Genomic DNA, 19,587 nt, shown 5'->3' on the forward strand with positions numbered 1-19,587 from the left:
GTTTTCCGGTAATTGCAGTACCACTTCAGATCAAGCTGTGAGATGATGGTAGATTGCTGTAGAGAATTCATGCGCTGACCGTTTTGCCCAGCCTGACATTATATAAGCTGCCCAATAATCCATTGGGCAGATTTGAATACCGCTTCCGTTGCCTTGTGCGATGTAAGCGGTATTGCCGTGAAAGCAGGGTAGTAAATCTGAACAATAGTATCAGGTTGCTTTCTGTTCAGGCGCTAAAGCTCATACAACGGTTGATGTCTATCACGACATGAAGTGTCGACAACGATGCACAGTGTCTGTAACGGCATTAAGAGTATCTGCAACACCTCAGGGGTGTCTGTGATACAGGTCAGTAGATGACCATAAAAGTTGAAAATTTATTGGTTTTGACAGGGAGCCACCCGCTCTCGAACTAACCTACTATGGCCAGGCGACGCCGCCTGAAGTCAAAAACAGGTAACCAAGCTGGGGAACGCTGATGGCATACTCGTATACAGAGAAAAAACGCATCCGCAAGGACTTCGGCAAGCTGCCGAGTGTCATGAATGTGCCGTATCTGCTGGCGATTCAGCTTGATTCATATCACAAGCTGTTGCAGTCAGATAAAGAACCGGCAGCCAGAGAAGATATCGGGCTGCACGCAGCCTTCAAATCTGTCTTTCCAATCGTAAGTTATTCCGGCAATGCCGCCCTTGAATATGTTAGCTACAGACTGGGTGCTCCTGCGTTTGATGTCAAGGAATGCCAGCTCAGGGGTGTCACTTACGCAGTACCTCTGCGGGTCAAGGTGCGCCTGATTATCTACGATAAAGACTCCGCTAACAAGGCAATCAAGGATATCAAAGAGCAGGAAGTGTACATGGGCGAAATTCCGCTCATGACCGATAACGGTACCTTTGTTATCAACGGTACAGAGCGTGTTATCGTATCCCAGCTGCATCGCTCTCCGGGCGTATTCTTTGATAATGACCGGGGTAAGACACACTCCTCCGGTAAGCTGCTGTATTCTGCCCGTGTTATTCCTTACCGTGGTTCATGGCTGGACTTTGAGTTTGATCCAAAGGATCTGCTGTATGTCCGTATCGACCGTCGTCGTAAGCTGCCTGCCACCATCCTGCTGAGAGCCATCGGGCTTTCCAATGAAGAAATTCTTGATAATTTCTTTGATTTTGTTGAATTCAATATTGGCGCTGAAAATGTCAGCACCGAGTTTGTTGCCGATCGTCTGAGAGGCGAGGCGGCCAGCTTTGATATCTACGATAACGACGGTAATGTGATTGTCGAACAGGGCCGCCGAGTCACTGCACGACACCTCCGCGACCTGCAGAAAGCCAACATCAAGAACCTGGAAGCGCCGGTAGATTACATCTATGGCCGTGTTCTGGCAAAGACGGTTATTCACAAATCGACCGGTGAAATCATTGTTGAGTGCAACACTGAAATTACCCCTGACGTTTATGAAAAACTGCTGTCTGCCGGTATCAAAACCGTAGAAACGCTGTACATCAATGAGCTGGAGTGTGGTCCGTTCATGTCTGACACCCTGCGTGCAGATACCACCACCAACCGTCTGGAAGCGCTCGTTGAAATCTACCGCATGATGCGCCCTGGCGAGCCGCCAACGCAGGATGCTGCGGAAGCCCTGTTCCAGAACCTGTTCTTCTCCACCGAGCGTTATGACCTGTCTGCCGTTGGTCGAATGAAGTTCAACCGTCGTCTGGGACGTGATGAAGATACCGGTTCCGGTGTTCTGGATAACTCCGACATCATTGATGTTCTGCGCATCCTCGTTGATATCCGCAATGGTAAAGGGATCTGCGACGATATCGATCACCTAGGTAACCGTCGTGTACGTTCCGTGGGTGAAATGGCTGAGAACCAGTTCCGTGTCGGTCTGGTACGTGTTGAGCGTGCCGTTAAGGAACGTCTGAGCCTGGCGGAATCCGAAGGCCTGATGCCTCAGGATCTGATCAATGCCAAACCGGTAGCGGCGGCGATCAAGGAGTTCTTCGGTTCCAGCCAGCTGTCCCAGTTTATGGACCAGAACAACCCGCTGTCCGAGATTACGCACAAGCGTCGTGTATCTGCGTTGGGCCCGGGCGGTCTGACCCGTGAGCGTGCCGGCTTTGAGGTGCGTGACGTACACGCGACTCACTACGGTCGTGTCTGTCCGATTGAGACGCCTGAAGGTCCAAACATCGGTCTGATCAACTCGCTGGCAACCTATGCCCGTACCAACGACTATGGCTTCCTGGAAGCGCCATATCGTCGCGTTGTTGATGGTCAGGTCACTGAGGATGTGGATTACCTGTCTGCTATCGAAGAAGGTGAATACGTTATTGCCCAGGCTTCTGCGGCCATGGACGAAAAACGACAACTGACGGAAGAGCTGGTTGTTGTTCGTTACCGTGGTGAAGCCACCCTGATGAGCCCGGATAAAGTCCAGTACATGGACGTATCCACCAAGCAGATGGTATCGGTTGCGGCCTCTCTGATTCCATTCCTTGAGCACGACGACGCCAACCGTGCCTTGATGGGATCGAACATGCAACGTCAGGCCGTACCAACCCTGAGAGCAGAGAAGCCTCTGGTGGGTACCGGTATGGAGCGCAACGTGGCTTCTGACTCCGGTGTCTGTGTGGTTGCCCGTCGTGGCGGTGTGATCGATACCGTTGACGCAGCCCGTATCGTGGTGCGTGTGAACGATGATGAAGTGCAGCCAGGTGAGGCCGGTGTTGATATCTACAACCTGACCAAATACACCCGTTCTAACCAGAACACCTGTATTAACCAGCGTTCCCTGGTGAAGGCGGGCGATCAGATTGCCCGTGGCGACATCATGGCAGATGGTCCGTCTGTGGACATGGGTGAACTGGCGCTGGGTCAGAACATGCGCGTCGCGTTCATGCCCTGGAACGGTTACAACTTTGAGGACTCCATCCTCATCTCTGAGCGTGTCGTTCAGGAAGACCGCTTTACCACCATCCACATCCAGGAACTGACCTGTGTGGCCCGTGACACCAAGCTGGGTTCCGAAGAGATCACTGGCGATATTCCCAACGTTGGTGAGTCTGCCCTGAACAAGCTGGATGAAGCCGGTATCGTTTATGTCGGTGCAGAAGTAGGCGCGGGTGACATTCTGGTCGGTAAGGTGACGCCAAAAGGTGAAACCCAGCTGACGCCAGAAGAGAAACTGCTGCGTGCCATCTTCGGTGAGAAGGCATCCGATGTTAAGGATACCTCTCTGCGTGTACCGACCAGTGTCAAAGGTACCGTTATTGACGTTCAGGTCTTTACCCGTGATGGCGTAGAGAAGGACTCCCGTGCACTTTCTATTGAAAAGGCGCAGCTGGATGAATACCGCAAGGACCTGAATGAAGAGTTCCGTGTGGTTGAGCATGACACCTTCGCCCGTCTGCGCGGTGCCCTGCGTGATCAGCCAGTGGTTCGCGCACCGGGTCTTGGCAAGGGTGACCGGATCAGCGACAGCTATCTGGATGGCCTGGAGCACGAGCAGTGGTTCAAACTGTCCATGGAAGACGAGGCACTCAATGAGATGCTGGATCTGTCCAGAGAACAGCTGAAAGAGCGTCGTGCCCAGCTGGATGAGCGCTTCGAAGACAAGAAGAAGAAGCTCCAGACTGGCGATGACATGGCTCCTGGCGTCCTGAAGATTGTCAAGGTCTACCTGGCCATCAAGCGTCGTATCCAGCCTGGTGACAAGATGGCGGGTCGTCACGGTAACAAGGGTGTTATCTCCATCATCATGCCGGTAGAAGACATGCCGCACGATGAAGAGGGTAATCCGGTTGATATCGTACTGAACCCTCTGGGTGTACCATCGCGAATGAACGTTGGTCAGGTGCTGGAGACTCACCTGGGTGCTGCGGCCAAGGGCCTTGGCGTCAAGATCAACCGCATGCTGGAAGCTCAGCAGAGCATGGCGGAACTGCGCAAGTTCCTGGACGAGGTTTACAACGGTATTCCTGGTTCCAGCCCGGTGGAGGTTAACGCCTTCAGCGATGCCGAAGTACTGGAACTGGCCCGCAACCTGCGTGGCGGTGTCCCAATGGCAACGGCGGTATTCGACGGTGCCAAGGAGACCGAGATCAAGCGCCTGCTGCGCCTGGCGGACATGAACGACAGTGGTCAGGTCAAGCTGTTTGACGGTCGTACCGGCGAATCCTTTGAGCGTCCGGTCACCGTTGGCTACATGTACATGCTCAAGCTGAACCACTTGGTAGACGACAAGATGCACGCTCGTTCTACTGGTTCTTACTCTCTGGTTACCCAGCAGCCTCTGGGTGGTAAGGCACAATTCGGTGGCCAGCGTTTCGGGGAGATGGAGGTCTGGGCACTGGAAGCTTACGGTGCGGCCTACACTCTGCAGGAAATGCTGACTGTGAAGTCCGATGACGTCACTGGCCGTACCAAGATGTACAAAAACATCGTGGATGGCGACCACAGAATGGAAGCCGGTATGCCGGAATCCTTCAACGTACTGTTGAAGGAAATCCGCTCACTGGGCATCGACATCGAACTGGAAACCGAATAACGAACGTGTGGCCAGGGTGCCTGCTTTCTGATAGAACAGCAGGCACCTTGCACCGCGAGGAGATACGATCTTGAAAGACTTATTGAATCTGCTCAAGACACAGGGCCAGACGGACGAATTCGACGCTATTCGGATTGCGCTGGCTTCACCGGACATGATCCGGTCCTGGTCATACGGCGAAGTGAAAAAGCCGGAAACCATCAATTACCGTACGTTCAAGCCTGAGCGTGACGGTCTGTTCTGTGCCAAGATTTTTGGCCCGGTCAAAGACTACGAGTGCCTCTGTGGCAAGTACAAGCGACTGAAGCACCGTGGTGTTATCTGTGAGAAGTGTGGTGTTGAGGTTGCCCTGGCCAAGGTGCGTCGTGAGCGCATGGGTCATATTGAGCTGGCCAGCCCGGTGGCCCACATCTGGTTCCTGAAATCCCTGCCATCCCGTATCGGTCTGTTGCTGGACATGACCCTGCGTGATATCGAGCGGGTACTGTACTTTGAATCTTACGTTGTTGTTGATCCGGGCATGACCACGCTGGAGAAAAACCAGCTGCTGTCGGATGAGCAATACTACGAAGCACTGGAAGAGTTTGGTGATGACTTTGATGCCCGCATGGGTGCCGAAGCGATCAAAGGTCTGCTGGCGGATATCGACATCGAAGACGAAGTCAACACGCTGCGTGAAGAGATTCCACAGACCAACTCTGAAACCAAGCTGAAGAAGCTGAGCAAGCGTCTGAAGCTGCTGGAAGCGTTCCATCACTCTGGCAACAACCCTGAGTGGATGATCCTGACCGTTCTGCCGGTTCTGCCGCCAGACCTGCGTCCGCTGGTGCCGCTGGACGGTGGCCGTTTCGCCACGTCTGACCTGAACGATCTGTATCGCCGGGTGATCAACCGTAACAACCGTCTGAAGCGTCTGCTGGATCTGAACGCGCCGGACATCATCGTCCGTAACGAAAAGCGGATGCTGCAGGAGTCCGTTGACGCGCTGCTGGACAACGGCCGTCGTGGTCGTGCCATCACCGGTTCTAACAAGCGTCCTCTGAAGTCCCTGGCTGACATGATCAAGGGTAAGCAGGGTCGTTTCCGTCAGAACCTGCTGGGTAAGCGTGTAGACTACTCTGGTCGTTCGGTTATTACCGTAGGTCCTACCCTGCGTCTGCATCAGTGTGGTCTGCCCAAGAAGATGGCGCTGGAACTGTTCAAGCCATTTATCTTCGGTAAGCTGGAAGCCAAAGGTCTGGCTACCACCATTAAAGCCGCCAAGAAGATGGTTGAGCGGGAAACCCCTGAGGTGTGGGACGTTCTGGCAGACGTCATCCGCGAACACCCGGTCATGCTGAACCGTGCGCCAACCCTGCACCGTCTGGGTATTCAGGCGTTCGAACCGGTACTGATCGAAGGTAAGGCGATTCAGCTGCACCCACTGGTGTGTGCTGCCTATAACGCCGACTTCGACGGTGACCAGATGGCGGTGCACGTACCGCTGACGCTGGAAGCCCAGCTGGAAGCCCGTGCCCTGATGATGTCCACCAACAACATCCTGGCACCCGCCAACGGTGAGCCGATCATCGTACCTTCCCAGGACGTGGTACTGGGTCTGTACTACATCACCCGTGAGCGTATCAATGCCAAGGGTGAAGGCATGGCCTTCGTGGATATCGACGAAGTGATGCGAGCGTACCGCACCAAGGCGGTTGACCTGCATGCCCGCATCAAGGTGCGTGTCCATGAGAAATACCGGGACGGTGAAGGGGTTGAGCACGAAAACAAATTCCTGGCGGATACCACCGTTGGTCGAATGATCCTGTGGGATATCGTTCCTCAGGGCCTGCCTTTTGCCCTGGTTAACCAGGCCATGAAGAAGAAGGCGATCTCCGGCCTGTTGAATGCCTGTTACCGTCGGGTGGGTCTGAAGGAAACCGTTATCTTTGCTGACCAGATGATGTATCTGGGCTTCCAGTACGCAACGATTTCCGGTACTTCCATCGGTGTTAACGATTTCGTTATTCCTCCTGAGAAGGCGCGCATCATCGATGACGCCAACGAAGAAGTTAAGGAGATCGAAAACCAGTTTGCTTCTGGTCTGGTGACTGCCGGCGAGAAGTACAACAAGGTTATCGACATCTGGTCCCGTGCCAACGAAATGCTGGCCAAGCGGATGATGGACAACCTGAAGTCCGACACGGTGATCAACAAGCAGGGCGAGGAAGAAGAGCAGGAATCCTTCAACAGCGTCTACATGATGGCGGACTCCGGAGCGCGGGGTAGTGCGGCACAGATTCGTCAGCTGGCGGGTATGCGTGGTCTGATGGCCAAGCCAGACGGCTCCATCATCGAAACGCCGATTACCGCGAACTTCCGTGAAGGTCTGAACGTACTCCAGTACTTCATCTCCACCCACGGTGCTCGTAAGGGTCTGGCGGATACTGCGCTGAAAACAGCGAACTCCGGTTACCTGACCCGTCGTCTGGTTGACGTTGCCCAGGATCTGGTGGTCACTGAAGACGACTGTGGCACCAACGACGGCCTGCTGATGACGCCGCACATTGAAGGCGGTGATATCGTAGAGCCTTTGGGTGAGCGCATTCTGGGCCGTGTGGTGGCAGAAGACGTACTCAAGCCAGGCAGCGACAGTGAAATTGCCGTACCTGCCGGCACCCTGATTGATGAAATGTGGGTGAAGCGTCTCGAAACCATGAATGTTGACGAGATGCGCGTACGCTCCCCGATTACCTGTGAAACCCGTCACGGTATCTGCTCCAAGTGTTATGGCCGTGACCTGGGTCGTGGTCACCTGGTGAACAAAGGTGAGGCTGTGGGGGTTATCGCTGCCCAGTCCATCGGTGAGCCGGGCACACAGTTGACGATGCGTACCTTCCACATCGGTGGTGCGGCATCGAGAAACGCAGCGGCCGACAGCGTAACGGTGAAGAACAAAGGTTCTATCCGTCTGCTGAACCTGAAGTCGGTTGAACGTAAGGACGGTACTCTGGTAGCGGTCAGCCGTTCCGGACAGCTGGCCATTGCTGACGAATTTGGCCGTGAGCGTGAGCGTTACAAGCTGCCTTACGGTGCAATGATTTCGGTGCAGGATGGCGACCTGGTGGAAGCGGGTCAGACCGTGGCCAAGTGGGATCCACACACTCACCCGATCATCACGGAAACCGCCGGTATTGTTGAATTCCAGGGTATGGATGAAAACATCACCGTGAAGACGCAGACAGACGAACTGACCGGTCTGTCCAATATGGAAGTGATGGATCCGAAGGATCGTCCGTCCGCCGGTAAGGATATTCGTCCAGCCATTCAGCTGAAAGACGCCAATGGTAACGAGCTGAAGCTGCCAGGTACTGACGTTCCTGCCCAGTACTTCCTGCCAGCGAACGCCCTGGTCAACCTGGTGGATGGTGCCACGGTGGAAGTGGGTGCGGTACTTGCCCGTATTCCTCAGCAGTCTTCCGGTAACCGGGACATCACCGGTGGTCTGCCAAGGGTTGCTGACCTCTTTGAGGCCCGTAAGCCAAAAGAGCACTCGATCCTGGCGGAAATCTCCGGAACCATCGGCTTCGGTAAGGAAACCAAAGGTAAGAAGCGTCTGGTGATTACACCGACTGACGGTACTGATCCTTATGAAGAGCTGATTCCAAAATGGCGTCACCTCAACGTGTTTGAGGGTGAGCAGGTAACCCGCGGTGAAGTTATCTCCGACGGCCCGACCAATCCACACGACGTATTGCGTCTGCTGGGTGTTGGTGAACTGGCTCGCTACATCGTTAACGAAATCCAGGACGTCTACCGTCTGCAGGGTGTAAAGATTAACGATAAGCACATTGAGACCATTCTGCGTCAGATGCTGCGTAAGGTAGAAATCACCGATACCGGTGACTCCACCTTTATCCGTGGTGACCAGCTGGAGTACACACGCCTGCTGGAAGAGAATGACCGTGTTAACCGTGAAAACGGCTTCCCGGCCAAGTTCGAGCGCGTGCTGCTGGGTATTACCAAGGCATCTCTGGCAACAGAATCCTTCATCTCTGCGGCTTCCTTCCAGGAGACTACCCGTGTCCTGACCGAAGCGGCGGTAACCGGCAAGCGCGATTACCTGCGTGGCCTGAAGGAGAACGTGGTCGTTGGTCGTCTGATCCCGGCAGGTACCGGCCTCACTTACCACGCTGAGCGTCGTAAGGGACGTGAAGAAGTTGAGTTTGAGACTCCGGCCAAGATCTCGGCTTCTGAAGTCGAGCAGGCACTGTCTGATGCTTTGAACTTCGGTGAAGTTTAATTGCTGATCCGTTAAAGGCCTGCCTTTAACATCCAAAAAAGCCACCTGACCGGTGGCTTTTTTTTGTCTGTTGAAAAATAACAATAAATGTACTGGTGACTTTATTGCTGATCAGCTTTCTGAGTCACCTAACGGATATTTTACGCATACTTGACGGTGTGTGTAGTTATACAGGGGAACTGGTGTTTCCTCTTAGCACTCTAAATACCCGGTTTGTGTCGGTTATTCCAATAATGGTTGGACTCATCCAGCACTAAGGTTTTCAGGGGATTGAGGTGTGGAAGCGTTAGCTGTCAAAACAGCTGGTTCACGGAATCTGATTCAGCCCGGTCCTGCAGGGGAGGGAGGCCGTTTACAGAGGGCAAGAGCCTGGGTGTGGGATGTCTGTGTGCCTGTGACCAAAAAGCTGTTGCCGGTTGTTGGCAACACTTACCGGGAGCATAAAACCTGGTGTGAACGATTGGGAGGGGTGGGGGTGATCGCCGGTATTGGTCTCTACACCGGTATGATTTCCCTTCCTGCGATTTGTTACCTTGGGGGTGGGTTTGCGGCGGGGGCACTTTACTACCGTGGCCCAATGAGGGAAGAAAGTAATCCTGGTGTGACGTCTAGTGATCCTCCGCCCACTTTGCCCGGGCTATCAGGAGATGGCCGATGCTCAAAACACGACATTGTCGCACTAATGAAAGTCCTTGATGATCTGCTGATGAACTTTTCAGATTTGAATGCCAGGGTGGATGCCTTGACAGCAGAGAGGACAATGGCTGCGGTTAATCGATTGAATCAAGAGGCATCCAGAAAGAAGAAAGCGACAGAGCAAGGTCTGCCGGATGATGTCAGCCTGAGAGAAGCCTTGCAGATTGCCTGTGTGATAAGACCTCGCATCTTTCTTACTTTGCTGCATGAGTTATCAGGAGTGAGTTCAGCTGGAGAAGATGTGGGTAAAATTGTCAATAAGATTCTGGGGGAGACTTTTCACAACCCGTGCACTGAAATACGTCGGACGCGTCGAGCGGATTATGAACAATTGGCAGACGCTTTTCTTGAGTCAGGCAAAGCGGGTTCTCAGGGTAAACGAGGGCGGCCTGTGTCTCAAAAAGTGCAGGTTGATATTCTTCACGGGATAACGGCTCCGTGGACCATAGCGGATGAAGGCAGGGCACAAGAAGTGATGCATAAAATCGATAAAGTGGCCAGTTTGGCCCTTTATCAGTGGAAAGCGGCCCGTAAAGATGCGGATGAAGGGCGCCTTCGTTAAGTAGTTAACCAAATGAAATCATATATTTCTGACTAAGTTGTCAGTCACTCCCGGCAACTGCTCCTGCGTTGCTCTAGCTCCTGCATCCATGCAGTCGTGCGGCGTTGCAACTCCGGTCACATAGCTACGGCTATGCTCCCTACGTTGCGCCTTGCATAGCAACTGCCCACTTAGCCAGAAATATACGATTCCATTTGGCCAATTACTTAATTCTTCCAGTATCCGTGATTGTGCTTATTTTCCTGACAGGTTTCAGTTAAATCCCTTCTGTGAGTATGGCCTTCGCAATACCTGAACTGACTAGCGACTGGTGTATAATGTCGAATCCGTTGTCGTTTCTATTTAAAGTTTATTTATGCGCAGACTCGATCTTATTCTTGTGGATCAGGGTAAAGTGTCTTCCCGAAGTCGGGCCCAGCGATTAATCAGTGAAGGCAGGGTGAAAGTCCGGCAGTCAGGAGGCTGGGAAACACCGGGCAAAGCGGGTCAGAAATACCCTGACTGGGTTGAGATTGATATCTGTCAGGATGAAGCCGATCAATTTGTCTCCCGGGGCGGAATGAAACTGGCCGGAGCACTGGCGGTGTCTGGTATATCCCTGACCGGTGCAACCGTGATTGATGTTGGCCAGTCTACCGGTGGGTTTACGGATTGTGCATTACAGGCCGGGGCGTCCAGGGTCATAGGGGTTGAGGTGGGTCATGGCCAGCTGGTCGAGTCGCTGCGTCAGGATCCCAGGGTGGTCTGTCTGGAAGGGATGAATGCCCGTGCATTGCCAGCTGCACTCCTTAACCATACGGATCAGCAACAGGGATTTGATCTTGCGGTTATGGATGTGTCGTTTATTTCCCAAACCCGAATTTTACCATCGCTGGTGCCTCTGCTAAAACCGGGAGGGCAGCTGCTGAGCCTGGTTAAACCCCAGTTTGAGGTGGGGCCCGGCGGACTGGGTAAGGGAGGGATTGTCAGGGATTCCCGGTTGTATCCAGAGGTTGAGCAATCTATCAAAGCCTGCTGCATTGAGCTTGGTTTACAGGTGAGAGGTTACTTCGACAGCCCGATTACCGGTGGTGATGGCAATCGTGAATTTTTTATCTGGGCTCAGCGCCATTGATCATGGGCCCAGCTTCCATGCTTTTATAGGAAGTGTGTAGTGTTTGATAACGGTCTTCAGCCGCTGCCAGTGTGACTGGTCCTCTGCTGTTTTGAGAATCAGAACAATCCCCGCTTGTTTCCCGGTCAGCATGCTGTAGTTTAATGACTGACCGATTGCCTCCGGCCACTTTCGGGCAAATTCCACCTCAATGGCGTATTGATCCGTAAGGCAGTCAATACGACGGCCGTCTTTCAGTCGGTGCTCCACTTTACCATCCATTCCTTCACACCAGACTTGCTGATACCAGGACTCTGATGGCTGTGCCCTGCTCACTGCGGCTGATGCCGAAATGGTCAACGCTAAAATGGAGCCGGTCATTCTGTTGAGTGCTGTGGTCATGGCGCTTTCTGAGGCCTTTTCAGACTGTTTGCATCGGCAGGACCGGGAAAAAAGGAGATGGCTTTGTGGTTGAAAGGATTTGGTTTTCAGGCAATCAGCCAATTAGAAAAAAAACAACGTTGTGCTAGTTTTAACCACACCCTGTCAAGCAATGATTGAGGTTAGTGCAATGTACTTTGTCAAACTTTGCCGGTTCTGGTTCCCTTCCCTGTTTTTCGTGGTGCTCAATATGTTTTCACCTGGTGCCCTTGCCGACCATGAGGAAGCTTGTGACTGGGGACAGAACAGAGTCACGGCCTATGAATCCGGTTTTCGTGGAGTCCTGCCGCCAACAGCTGATGAATGGAACCATCAGAGTTATGAGGTGCTTGGTAAGAGAGATGGCCTGAAAACCTGGCTGATTCGTTATGACGATCACTTCTACCGGGGAGGTGAACTGGAGAGTGCTGATGGTGCCCACAGTCTTGCCAATCTTGGCATAAAAACCGTTTTTGCCATCACCTCGGCTGATAAAGAGCGTGAATGGCTGGAAAGTGAGGGTATTAAAGTGGTTGATTTATCCTTTGACAAGAATGCCAGCCTTGACCAGAGCCAAATCCGGCATATTGCGGAACAATTGAGTGCCCATCCTGCTCCGGTGTATGTGCACTGCGTCGGAGGCACCCAGCGTGGTGGTGTGGTGGGTGTTATCTACCGCCTTTCTCACGGCTGGAAACCTGACCAGTCACTGCTGGAATTTGCCTACCTGGGTGGCTCTTTGAAAGCTAATGATAATACCCTCAAGGCTGTTCTGAAGACTCTGTCTTCAGGTGTGCAGCACTGACCTCTCAATAGTCGGCGGGAAGGAAACGTTTCCCTGGTTATTTACAGCCACGGGCCTTGAGAAGTGCTTCCTTAAAATCGACCTCAACATCCTTGGCGAGGCCCGGAATCATCGCATCCGGAGCCTCGCCTTTCATTTTTAGATGATAGATCAGCAGGTCATCCGTTACATCGTTTAGGGGTCCTTTGTGGCCAGCTTCTGTGGCCAGGGCTTCAATAATCTGTACCAGGTTCAGGTGATCCTGTTTTTGCCACTGTGGGGAGAGGAGCTCGATCAATTCGTTAATTCTGTGACTGCTCATATTTTAGTACTCAAGGTGAAGGTTTGGAGATGCTTCGCCGGTGTGGCAAGAGCACGAATCATCTGGAACTTTTCATTAATTCCAAGTGTCTGACAGCAGTCTATCGAACAATCCTTTTAAGCAAAACGGAATTATTATCTATGAATGTTGGGGATGTAGCAGCACATCTTGCCATGTTTGGCCTTAAAACGATGACCACCAATGAAAGCTCGCTTTTCGGCTTCTCTCAGCCAAAATGGCAGAGTTATACAGTGACGTTCGCTACCGGGACCTTTGGTAGTATTCTGGGTCTGGCGCAATGCGCTCTGGAGGGCTGGAGCCCATCAAGGCGCACAAAGCTTATGCTGGCGGTGAATGTGGCCACTGTGGCCTACAGCTTTAGGGCTATCCATCAAGAGGCTGCTTTTCATACTGCCTGCTTGGTAGAGTTCAGGGACACGGGTGTTATAAACCCGAATTGCGACTCCCCTTGTGAGTTGCTTGGTATGTCTGAAGATCAATGTGTAGTGGATTCATAGATGGTGTTCGCAATGTGCTGTTTAATATCCGTTACCGGCTTATTCAGTGCAGCTAAGGAGTTGTCTGGAAATAACTTCCCTATTTTCATTGCCTGACTCTGTTCGGACTGAGTGCTGAGCTTGTCGAAGTATCGAAGTTCGGTGGCACTATCCTTCGATACTTCGACAAGCTCAGCACTCAGGATGAACGGGGTGTGCGGGTATTAACGCTTTTCTGCACTAAACGGGCGTTATTCCCGGACAACCTCCCGGTGGATTAAAGAATGATGTTCTTGATATCATCATCCTTGCGATCCAGATAGTGAGTGGACTGGATGCGGCGGATGGTTCGGGATTTACCGCGAACCACCAGGGTTTCGGTAGTGGCGATATTGCCGGTGCGCATAATGCCCTGGAGCAAATCACCCTTGGTAATGCCGGTGGCTGAAAAGACGACGTTATCGGAACTGGCCATATCATCCAGGCGCAGTACTTTACCCGGCTCTACTCCCATTTCCCGGCAGCGTTCCGCTTCCTGTCGGCCCGCTTCAATGTTTTCCGGCGTTTCCCCCTTGGCTTTGTCACGGGTTACCAGACGGCCGTGCATATCGCCACCCAGTGCCCGGATAACGGCTGCTGAAACCACGCCTTCCGGTGCTCCGCCCACGCAGTACATCAGGTCAACTTCGCTGTCGGGCATGCAGGTAAGGATGGAAGCAGCAACGTCCCCGTCGGGAATGGCAAAGACGCGAACACCCATGCTCTGCATCATGGCAATGGCGGCATCATGACGTGGTTTGGCGAGGGTGATGACCACCAGACTCTCAATGGGTTTGTGCAGGGCGCGGGCGACATTCCGGATATTCTCACGCAGTCCCAGATTCAGGTCGATCACGCCTTTGGCACCCGGTCCACAGACCAGCTTCTCCATATACATGTCCGGCGCTTTCAAAAAGGAGCCTTTTTCACCGGCGGCCAGGACGGCGATGGCGTTGTTCTGGCCCATGGCTGTCATGCGGGTGCCTTCAATCGGGTCAACCGCAATATCAATGCTTTCACCGTTGCCGGTGCCGACTTTTTCACCAATATACAGCATGGGCGCTTCGTCGATTTCTCCTTCACCGATCACAATCTCGCCGTGCATATCGACTTTATTCAGCATGGTGCGCATGGCTTCGACGGCTGCACCGTCAGCGGCATTTTTATCGCCTCGTCCCAGCCATTTATACCCTGCCAGGGCGGCGGCTTCGGTGACCCGTGAAAATTCGATTGCCAGTTCGCGTTTCATTGAGTTTTAAACTTTGAAGGTGTGTGGGGTGGCGACTTTAGCATATCTGGTAATGCTCTGGCAGCGCTTATCATTTGTTCGGGAAAGTGATTGCCGGATCAGGGGGATTTATTAAAGAATATATAAATCATTGGGTTATCTTTTTTTTCTGGCTAACTTTTTGCCCGTAAATTATCCTCCCTGTCTTTGGTTAGCCTTCCTTAAAACAGTAAGAATCCCCTGTTAAACACGCTTCTGTGCCAGACTATGGGATATTTCTCGCTTTATATGGCTGAATCCCCTACTTGACGTTGCTTTTGTCGATCCGTAAAATTTCTGCGCTTTATTTTGCCCGTGGTTCGCTTCTTGTGAGTTAGTCGTGGACCGGGTTGTATAAGCCGGTTTCTGCCGGCTTTTGCTGTTTAAAGCAGGAGTTTGGACTGCTCTTTCCTCTGACGGTTCAGACTCAACACTTAGAAACGGTTCTCGAATAGAGATTGGAGTTTGCTGAATGGCAACAATTAACCAGCTGGTGCGCAAGCCCCGGAAGCGTAAGGTTAGAAAGACGGACGTGCCTGCGCTGCAGGCCTGTCCTCAGCGTCGCGGGGTTTGTACCCGTGTTTATACTACTACCCCTAAAAAGCCTAACTCTGCGCTGCGTAAAGTATGTCGTGTGCGTTTGACCAACGGCTTTGAAGTGACTTCCTACATTGGTGGTGAAGGTCACAACCTGCAAGAGCACAGTGTTGTTCTGATCCGTGGCGGTCGTGTAAAGGACTTGCCAGGTGTTCGTTACCACACCGTTCGCGGTAGCCTGGATACCCAGGGTGTTAACGACCGTAAGAAGGGCCGTTCCAAGTACGGTACCAAGAGACCTAAAGGCTAAAAACTGGTTGTAAGAAACCAGTGTCAAGCCGGGTAAGAATTTTTTTAATATCAGGTTGATGAGAGTAAGGCCAGGTCACTGCTTTTTTGTATCGAAAAAGTCAATGATTGATCCTGGATTACCTGAAGACCGACGTAGAGGGCTTATCAATGCCAAGAAGACGCGTAGTCGCTAAGCGCGACGTGCTGCCAGATCCTAAGTTTGGCAACAAAACACTCACTAAATTCATCAACCACGTGATGGTCAGCGGTAAGAAATCTGTCGCTGAAAAGATCGTATATGGTGCCCTGGACATCGTTCTGGAGCGTACCAATAAGGAGCCTCTGGAGCTGTTCGAAAAAGCTCTGGAAACCATCGCTCCTATGGTAGAGGTTAAGTCTCGCCGTGTTGGTGGTGCCACTTATCAGGTACCCGTTGAAGTTCGCCCTGCCCGTCGTACTGCCCTGGCCATGCGCTGGCTGGTAGACGCTGCGCGCAAGCGTGGTGAAAAGTCCATGAAACTCCGCCTGGCTGGAGAGCTGCTGGACGCTGCCGAAAGCAAGGGTGCTGCCGTTAAGAAGCGTGAAGACGTGCATCGTATGGCTGAAGCCAACAAGGCATTCTCCCACTACCGTTTCTAAGTATCAGAGGATTGAGTCGTGGCCCGTAAAACCCCGATCAACCGCTATCGCAACATTGGTATCTGTGCCCATGTTGACGCGGGTAAGACAACGACCACAGAACGTGTTTTGTTTTACACCGGTCTGAGCCATAAAATCGGTGAAGTTCATGATGGTGCTGCCACCATGGACTGGATGGAGCAGGAGCAGGAGCGTGGTATCACCATTACCTCTGCTGCTACTACCTGTTTCTGGCGTGGTATGGATGCTCAGTTTGATGAGCACCGTATCAACATCATCGACACACCAGGACACGTTGACTTTACCATCGAGGTAGAGCGTTCCCTGCGTGTACTCGACGGTGCTGTCGTCGTGCTGTGTGGCTCTTCCGGTGTTCAGCCTCAGACTGAAACCGTATGGCGTCAGGCTGACAAGTACGAAGTACCCCGCATGGTCTTCGTCAACAAGATGGACCGTACCGGTGCTGATTTCGAAATGGTGATCAGCCAGCTGCGTGACCGTCTGAATGCCAACGCTGTCCCCATGCAGATGACCATCGGTGCCGAAGACGAGTTCAAGGGCGTGGTTGACCTCGTGAAGATGAAGTCCATCATCTGGAACGAAGAAGACCAGGGCATGAGCTTCACTTACGAAGACATTCCTGCCGACATGGAAGAGCTGTGCGCAGAAATGCGTGAGTACATGGTCGAAGCTGCCGCTGAAGCCACTGAAGAACTGATGGAAAAATACCTCGAAGAGGGTGATCTGTCAGAAGAAGAGATCAAGGCCGGTATCCGTGCCCGTACTCTGGCCAATGAAATCATCCCTGTGTTCGGCGGCTCTGCCTTCAAGAACAAGGGTGTACAGGCTGTTCTGGATGCCGTTATCGAGCTGATGCCTTCGCCAAAAGAAGTCAAGGCGATCGAAGGTATCCTGGACGACGCAGAAGGCACGGTTGCTACTCGTGAAGCTGACGACAGCGCTCCTTTTGCTGCCCTGGCGTTCAAGATTGCCACTGACCCATTCGTGGGTACTCTGACCTTTATCCGTAACTACTCCGGTGTTCTGAGCTCCGGTGATTCAGTTTATAACCCGGTCAAGAGCAAGAAAGAGCGTGTTGGCCGAATGGTTCAGATGCACGCTAACAACCGTGAAGAGCTGAAAGAGTGTGTCGCTGGTGACATCGTCGCGCTGATCGGCATGAAAGATGTCACCACCGGTGACACTCTGTGTGCCATGGACAGCGTGATCACTCTGGAGCGCATGGAGTTCCCTGAGCCGGTAATCTCCGTTGCGGTTGAGCCAAAGACCAAGGCTGACCAGGAAAAAATGGGTATCGCTCTGGGCAAACTGGCTCAGGAAGATCCATCTTTCCGCGTACACACTGACGAAGAGAGTGGCCAGACCATCATCTCCGGTATGGGTGAGCTGCACCTGGACATCATCGTTGACCGTATGCGTCGCGAGTTCAAGGTAGAAGCCAATATTGGTAAGCCACAGGTTGCCTACCGTGAGAAGCTGAAAGGCTCTGTTGACGCTAACCACAAGTTTGCCAAGCAGTCTGGTGGTCGCGGTCAGTACGGTCACGTTGTTGTTGAATTCTCGCCTGCTTCCGACGGTGAAGAAGGTCTGGAATTCATCAACGAAATCGTGGGTGGTGTGATTCCGAAGGAATACATCCCGGCTATCCAGAAAGGTATCGAAGAACAGATGAAGAACGGCGTTATCGCCGGCTACCCGCTGCTGGGTCTGAAAGCTCGTCTGTACGATGGTTCCTTCCACGATGTTGACTCTAACGAAATGGCGTTTAAAATCGCTGCTTCGCAGGCTCTGAAGAAATACGCGCCTCAGGCCAAGCCGGTCCTGATGGAGCCTATGATGAAGGTCGAGGTGGTAACACCAGAAGACTACATGGGTGACGTTATGGGCGACCTGAACCGTCGTCGCGGTATTGTTCAGGGGATGGAAGATACACCTTCTGGCAAGGTGATTAATGCTCAGGTGCCGCTGGGTGAAATGTTCGGCTACGCTACCGATCTGCGTTCAGCAACTCAGGGGCGTGCAACATACTCCATGGAATTTCATGAGTATGCCGAAGCGCCCGCCAGCATTGCTGAAGCGGTCATCAAAAACCAGGGTTGATATTAACTAAGGGGTTCTGACCGTCGGCTTCCCGGGAATAACCGTTTTTTTTTATGTTTTTTTAACATGAGAAATTCTTTCCGGTGACAATGGCTGTTAGAATGCCCTGCTTGATATTGCTACCCTCGAACTATCTATAGCTAAAGGTTAAGAGACATGGCTAAGGAAAAATTTGAACGCTCGAAGCCGCACGTAAACGTCGGCACCATCGGTCACGTTGACCACGGTAAAACCACCCTGACTGCAGCACTGACTCGCGTATGTGCTGAGACCTGGGGCGGCACCATGCGTGCATTCGACCAGATCGACAACGCTCCAGAAGAGCGTGAGCGTGGTATCACCATCTCTACTGCACACGTAGAGTACGACTCTCCAAACCGTCACTACGCGCACGTAGACTGCCCAGGACACGCTGACTACGTTAAGAACATGATCACCGGTGCTGCTCAGATGGACGGCGCTATCCTGGTATGTTCTGCTGCTGATGGCCCCATGCCACAGACTCGTGAGCACATCCTGCTGTCTCGTCAGGTAGGTGTACCATACATCGTGGTATTCCTGAACAAAGCCGACATGGTTGACGACGAAGAGCTGCTGGAACTGGTAGAGATGGAAGTTCGTGAACTTCTGGACACCTACGACTTCCCAGGCGACGACACGCCAATCATCATCGGTTCTGCCCTGATGGCCCTGAACGGCGAAGACACCAACGAAATGGGTACTTCTGCTGTACGTAAGCTGGTTGAAACTCTGGACGAGTACATCCCAGAGCCAGAGCGTGCGATCGATCAGCCATTCCTGATGCCTATCGAAGACGTATTCTCTATCGCTGGTCGTGGTACTGTAGTAACTGGCCGTGTTGAGCGTGGTATCATCAACGTTGGTAACGAAGTAGAAATCATTGGTATCAAAGAGACTACCAAGACTACCGTTACTGGTGTTGAAATGTTCCGTAAGCTGCTGGACGAAGGTCGTGCAGGTGAGAACATCGGTGCCCTGCTGCGTGGTACCAAGCGTGAAGACGTTGAGCGTGGTCAGTGTCTGATCAAGCCAGGTACTGTTACTCCGCACACCAAGTTCGAAGCTGAAGTGTACATCCTGTCCAAAGAAGAAGGTGGTCGTCACACGCCATTCTTCAAGGGCTACCGTCCACAGTTCTACTTCCGTACTACTGACGTAACCGGTGCTGTAGAACTGAACGAAGGCGTTGAAATGGTCATGCCTGGTGACAACATCAACTTCATTGCTACCCTGATCAACCCGGTAGCGATGGAAGAAGGTCTGCGCTTCGCGATCCGTGAAGGTGGCCGTACTGTTGGTGCTGGCGTTGTTGCCAAAATCATGGAGTAATAAATTTTCTTTGGAAAATTTATTCCCGTACTCCATAGAAACCCCGGCTTAGGCCGGGGTTTCTCGTTTTGGGGCTGGAAAAACAGGTGTTGCCAGAAGTTCAAAGGGCAGGAAAGAAGCTGCTCGCCCATG

The 19,587-nt window shown here is 52.5% G+C and carries 13 protein-coding genes; 10 read left to right on the plus strand and 3 right to left on the minus strand.

Going from position 1 to position 19,587, the window contains the following annotated elements:
• The first annotated feature begins 478 nt into the window (after positions 1 to 478).
• From rpoB to O3276_RS18015, 4 genes are all read left to right on the plus strand, one after another.
• Positions 479 to 4,555, plus strand: a complete 4,077-nt coding sequence (gene rpoB / locus O3276_RS18000) for a DNA-directed RNA polymerase subunit beta (RefSeq protein ID WP_269672572.1) — start codon at positions 479 to 481, stop codon at positions 4,553 to 4,555.
• Positions 4,556 to 4,625: 70 nt separating this feature from the next.
• The gene (gene rpoC / locus O3276_RS18005) at positions 4,626 to 8,837 is read left to right on the plus strand and encodes a DNA-directed RNA polymerase subunit beta' (RefSeq protein ID WP_269672573.1); all 4,212 of its coding nucleotides are present in this window, start codon (positions 4,626 to 4,628) and stop codon (positions 8,835 to 8,837) included.
• A gap of 277 nt (positions 8,838 to 9,114) precedes the next feature.
• Positions 9,115 to 10,095 (plus strand): hypothetical protein, encoded by a 981-nt coding sequence (locus O3276_RS18010; protein ID WP_269672574.1) that lies wholly within the window; start codon positions 9,115 to 9,117, stop codon positions 10,093 to 10,095.
• A 355-nt stretch (positions 10,096 to 10,450) separates the two neighbouring features.
• Complete coding sequence (locus tag O3276_RS18015; protein WP_269672575.1) at positions 10,451 to 11,209, plus strand: TlyA family RNA methyltransferase; 759 nt, start codon at positions 10,451 to 10,453, stop codon at positions 11,207 to 11,209.
• Here O3276_RS18015 and O3276_RS18020 read toward each other — a convergent pair whose 3' ends face one another.
• Positions 11,210 to 11,590 (minus strand): hypothetical protein, encoded by a 381-nt coding sequence (locus tag O3276_RS18020; protein WP_269672576.1) that lies wholly within the window; start codon positions 11,588 to 11,590, stop codon positions 11,210 to 11,212. It lies immediately after the preceding gene.
• Between the two features lie 229 nt (positions 11,591 to 11,819).
• Between O3276_RS18020 and O3276_RS18025 the strand changes: the two genes are divergently transcribed.
• Positions 11,820 to 12,413 carry a phosphatase domain-containing protein gene (locus O3276_RS18025; RefSeq protein WP_269672577.1) on the plus strand — a complete coding sequence of 198 codons (594 nt, stop codon included), beginning with the start codon at positions 11,820 to 11,822 and terminating at the stop codon, positions 12,411 to 12,413.
• 37 nt (positions 12,414 to 12,450) lie between these two features.
• Here the strand turns inward: O3276_RS18025 and O3276_RS18030 are convergent, their stop codons facing one another.
• Positions 12,451 to 12,714, minus strand: a complete 264-nt coding sequence (locus O3276_RS18030; protein WP_269672578.1) for a YihD family protein — start codon at positions 12,712 to 12,714, stop codon at positions 12,451 to 12,453.
• Positions 12,715 to 12,854: 140 nt separating this feature from the next.
• Between O3276_RS18030 and O3276_RS18035 the strand changes: the two genes are divergently transcribed.
• Entirely contained in the window at positions 12,855 to 13,232 is a 378-nt protein-coding gene (locus tag O3276_RS18035; protein WP_269672579.1) for a hypothetical protein, read from the plus strand.
• Positions 13,233 to 13,488: 256 nt separating this feature from the next.
• On the opposite strand, the gene glpX is transcribed toward O3276_RS18035, so the two are convergent.
• Positions 13,489 to 14,499: a class II fructose-bisphosphatase gene (gene glpX, locus O3276_RS18040; protein WP_269672580.1), complete on the minus strand. Its 1,011-nt coding sequence runs from the start codon at positions 14,497 to 14,499 to the stop codon at positions 13,489 to 13,491.
• A 490-nt stretch (positions 14,500 to 14,989) separates the two neighbouring features.
• Between glpX and rpsL the strand changes: the two genes are divergently transcribed.
• The 4 genes from rpsL to tuf all read left to right on the plus strand — a co-directional run bounded on the left by rpsL (position 14,990) and on the right by tuf (position 19,455).
• Positions 14,990 to 15,364: a 30S ribosomal protein S12 gene (rpsL, locus tag O3276_RS18045; RefSeq protein ID WP_101748082.1), complete on the plus strand. Its 375-nt coding sequence runs from the start codon at positions 14,990 to 14,992 to the stop codon at positions 15,362 to 15,364.
• 149 nt (positions 15,365 to 15,513) lie between these two features.
• On the plus strand, positions 15,514 to 15,984 hold the full coding sequence (gene rpsG / locus O3276_RS18050) for a 30S ribosomal protein S7 (RefSeq protein ID WP_101748087.1): 471 nt from the start codon (positions 15,514 to 15,516) through the stop codon (positions 15,982 to 15,984).
• An 18-nt stretch (positions 15,985 to 16,002) separates the two neighbouring features.
• Entirely contained in the window at positions 16,003 to 18,105 is a 2,103-nt protein-coding gene (gene fusA / locus O3276_RS18055; protein ID WP_101748083.1) for an elongation factor G, read from the plus strand.
• Between the two features lie 156 nt (positions 18,106 to 18,261).
• The gene (gene tuf, locus O3276_RS18060) at positions 18,262 to 19,455 is read left to right on the plus strand and encodes an elongation factor Tu (RefSeq protein ID WP_101748084.1); all 1,194 of its coding nucleotides are present in this window, start codon (positions 18,262 to 18,264) and stop codon (positions 19,453 to 19,455) included.
• Positions 19,456 to 19,587 lie beyond the last annotated feature (132 nt).

Source organism: Endozoicomonas sp. GU-1, assembly GCF_027366395.1.
In the GTDB taxonomy this organism is placed as follows: Bacteria; Pseudomonadota; Gammaproteobacteria; order Pseudomonadales; family Endozoicomonadaceae; genus Endozoicomonas.

Excerpts from the sequence above, each read along its gene's own strand:
- O3276_RS18030 (WP_269672578.1), bottom strand. The coding sequence starts at position 12,714 with ATGAGCAGTCACAGAATTAACGAATTGATCGAGCTCCTCTCCCCACAG.
- glpX (WP_269672580.1), bottom strand. The coding sequence starts at position 14,499 with ATGAAACGCGAACTGGCAATCGAATTTTCACGGGTCACCGAAGCCGCC.
- O3276_RS18035 (WP_269672579.1), top strand. The coding sequence starts at position 12,855 with ATGAATGTTGGGGATGTAGCAGCACATCTTGCCATGTTTGGCCTTAAA.
- rpsG (WP_101748087.1), top strand. The coding sequence starts at position 15,514 with ATGCCAAGAAGACGCGTAGTCGCTAAGCGCGACGTGCTGCCAGATCCT.
- tuf (WP_101748084.1), top strand. The coding sequence starts at position 18,262 with ATGGCTAAGGAAAAATTTGAACGCTCGAAGCCGCACGTAAACGTCGGC.
- O3276_RS18015 (WP_269672575.1), top strand. The coding sequence starts at position 10,451 with ATGCGCAGACTCGATCTTATTCTTGTGGATCAGGGTAAAGTGTCTTCC.
- O3276_RS18020 (WP_269672576.1), bottom strand. The coding sequence starts at position 11,590 with ATGACCACAGCACTCAACAGAATGACCGGCTCCATTTTAGCGTTGACC.
- O3276_RS18025 (WP_269672577.1), top strand. The coding sequence starts at position 11,820 with ATGTTTTCACCTGGTGCCCTTGCCGACCATGAGGAAGCTTGTGACTGG.
- rpoB (WP_269672572.1), top strand. The coding sequence starts at position 479 with ATGGCATACTCGTATACAGAGAAAAAACGCATCCGCAAGGACTTCGGC.
- rpsL (WP_101748082.1), top strand. The coding sequence starts at position 14,990 with ATGGCAACAATTAACCAGCTGGTGCGCAAGCCCCGGAAGCGTAAGGTT.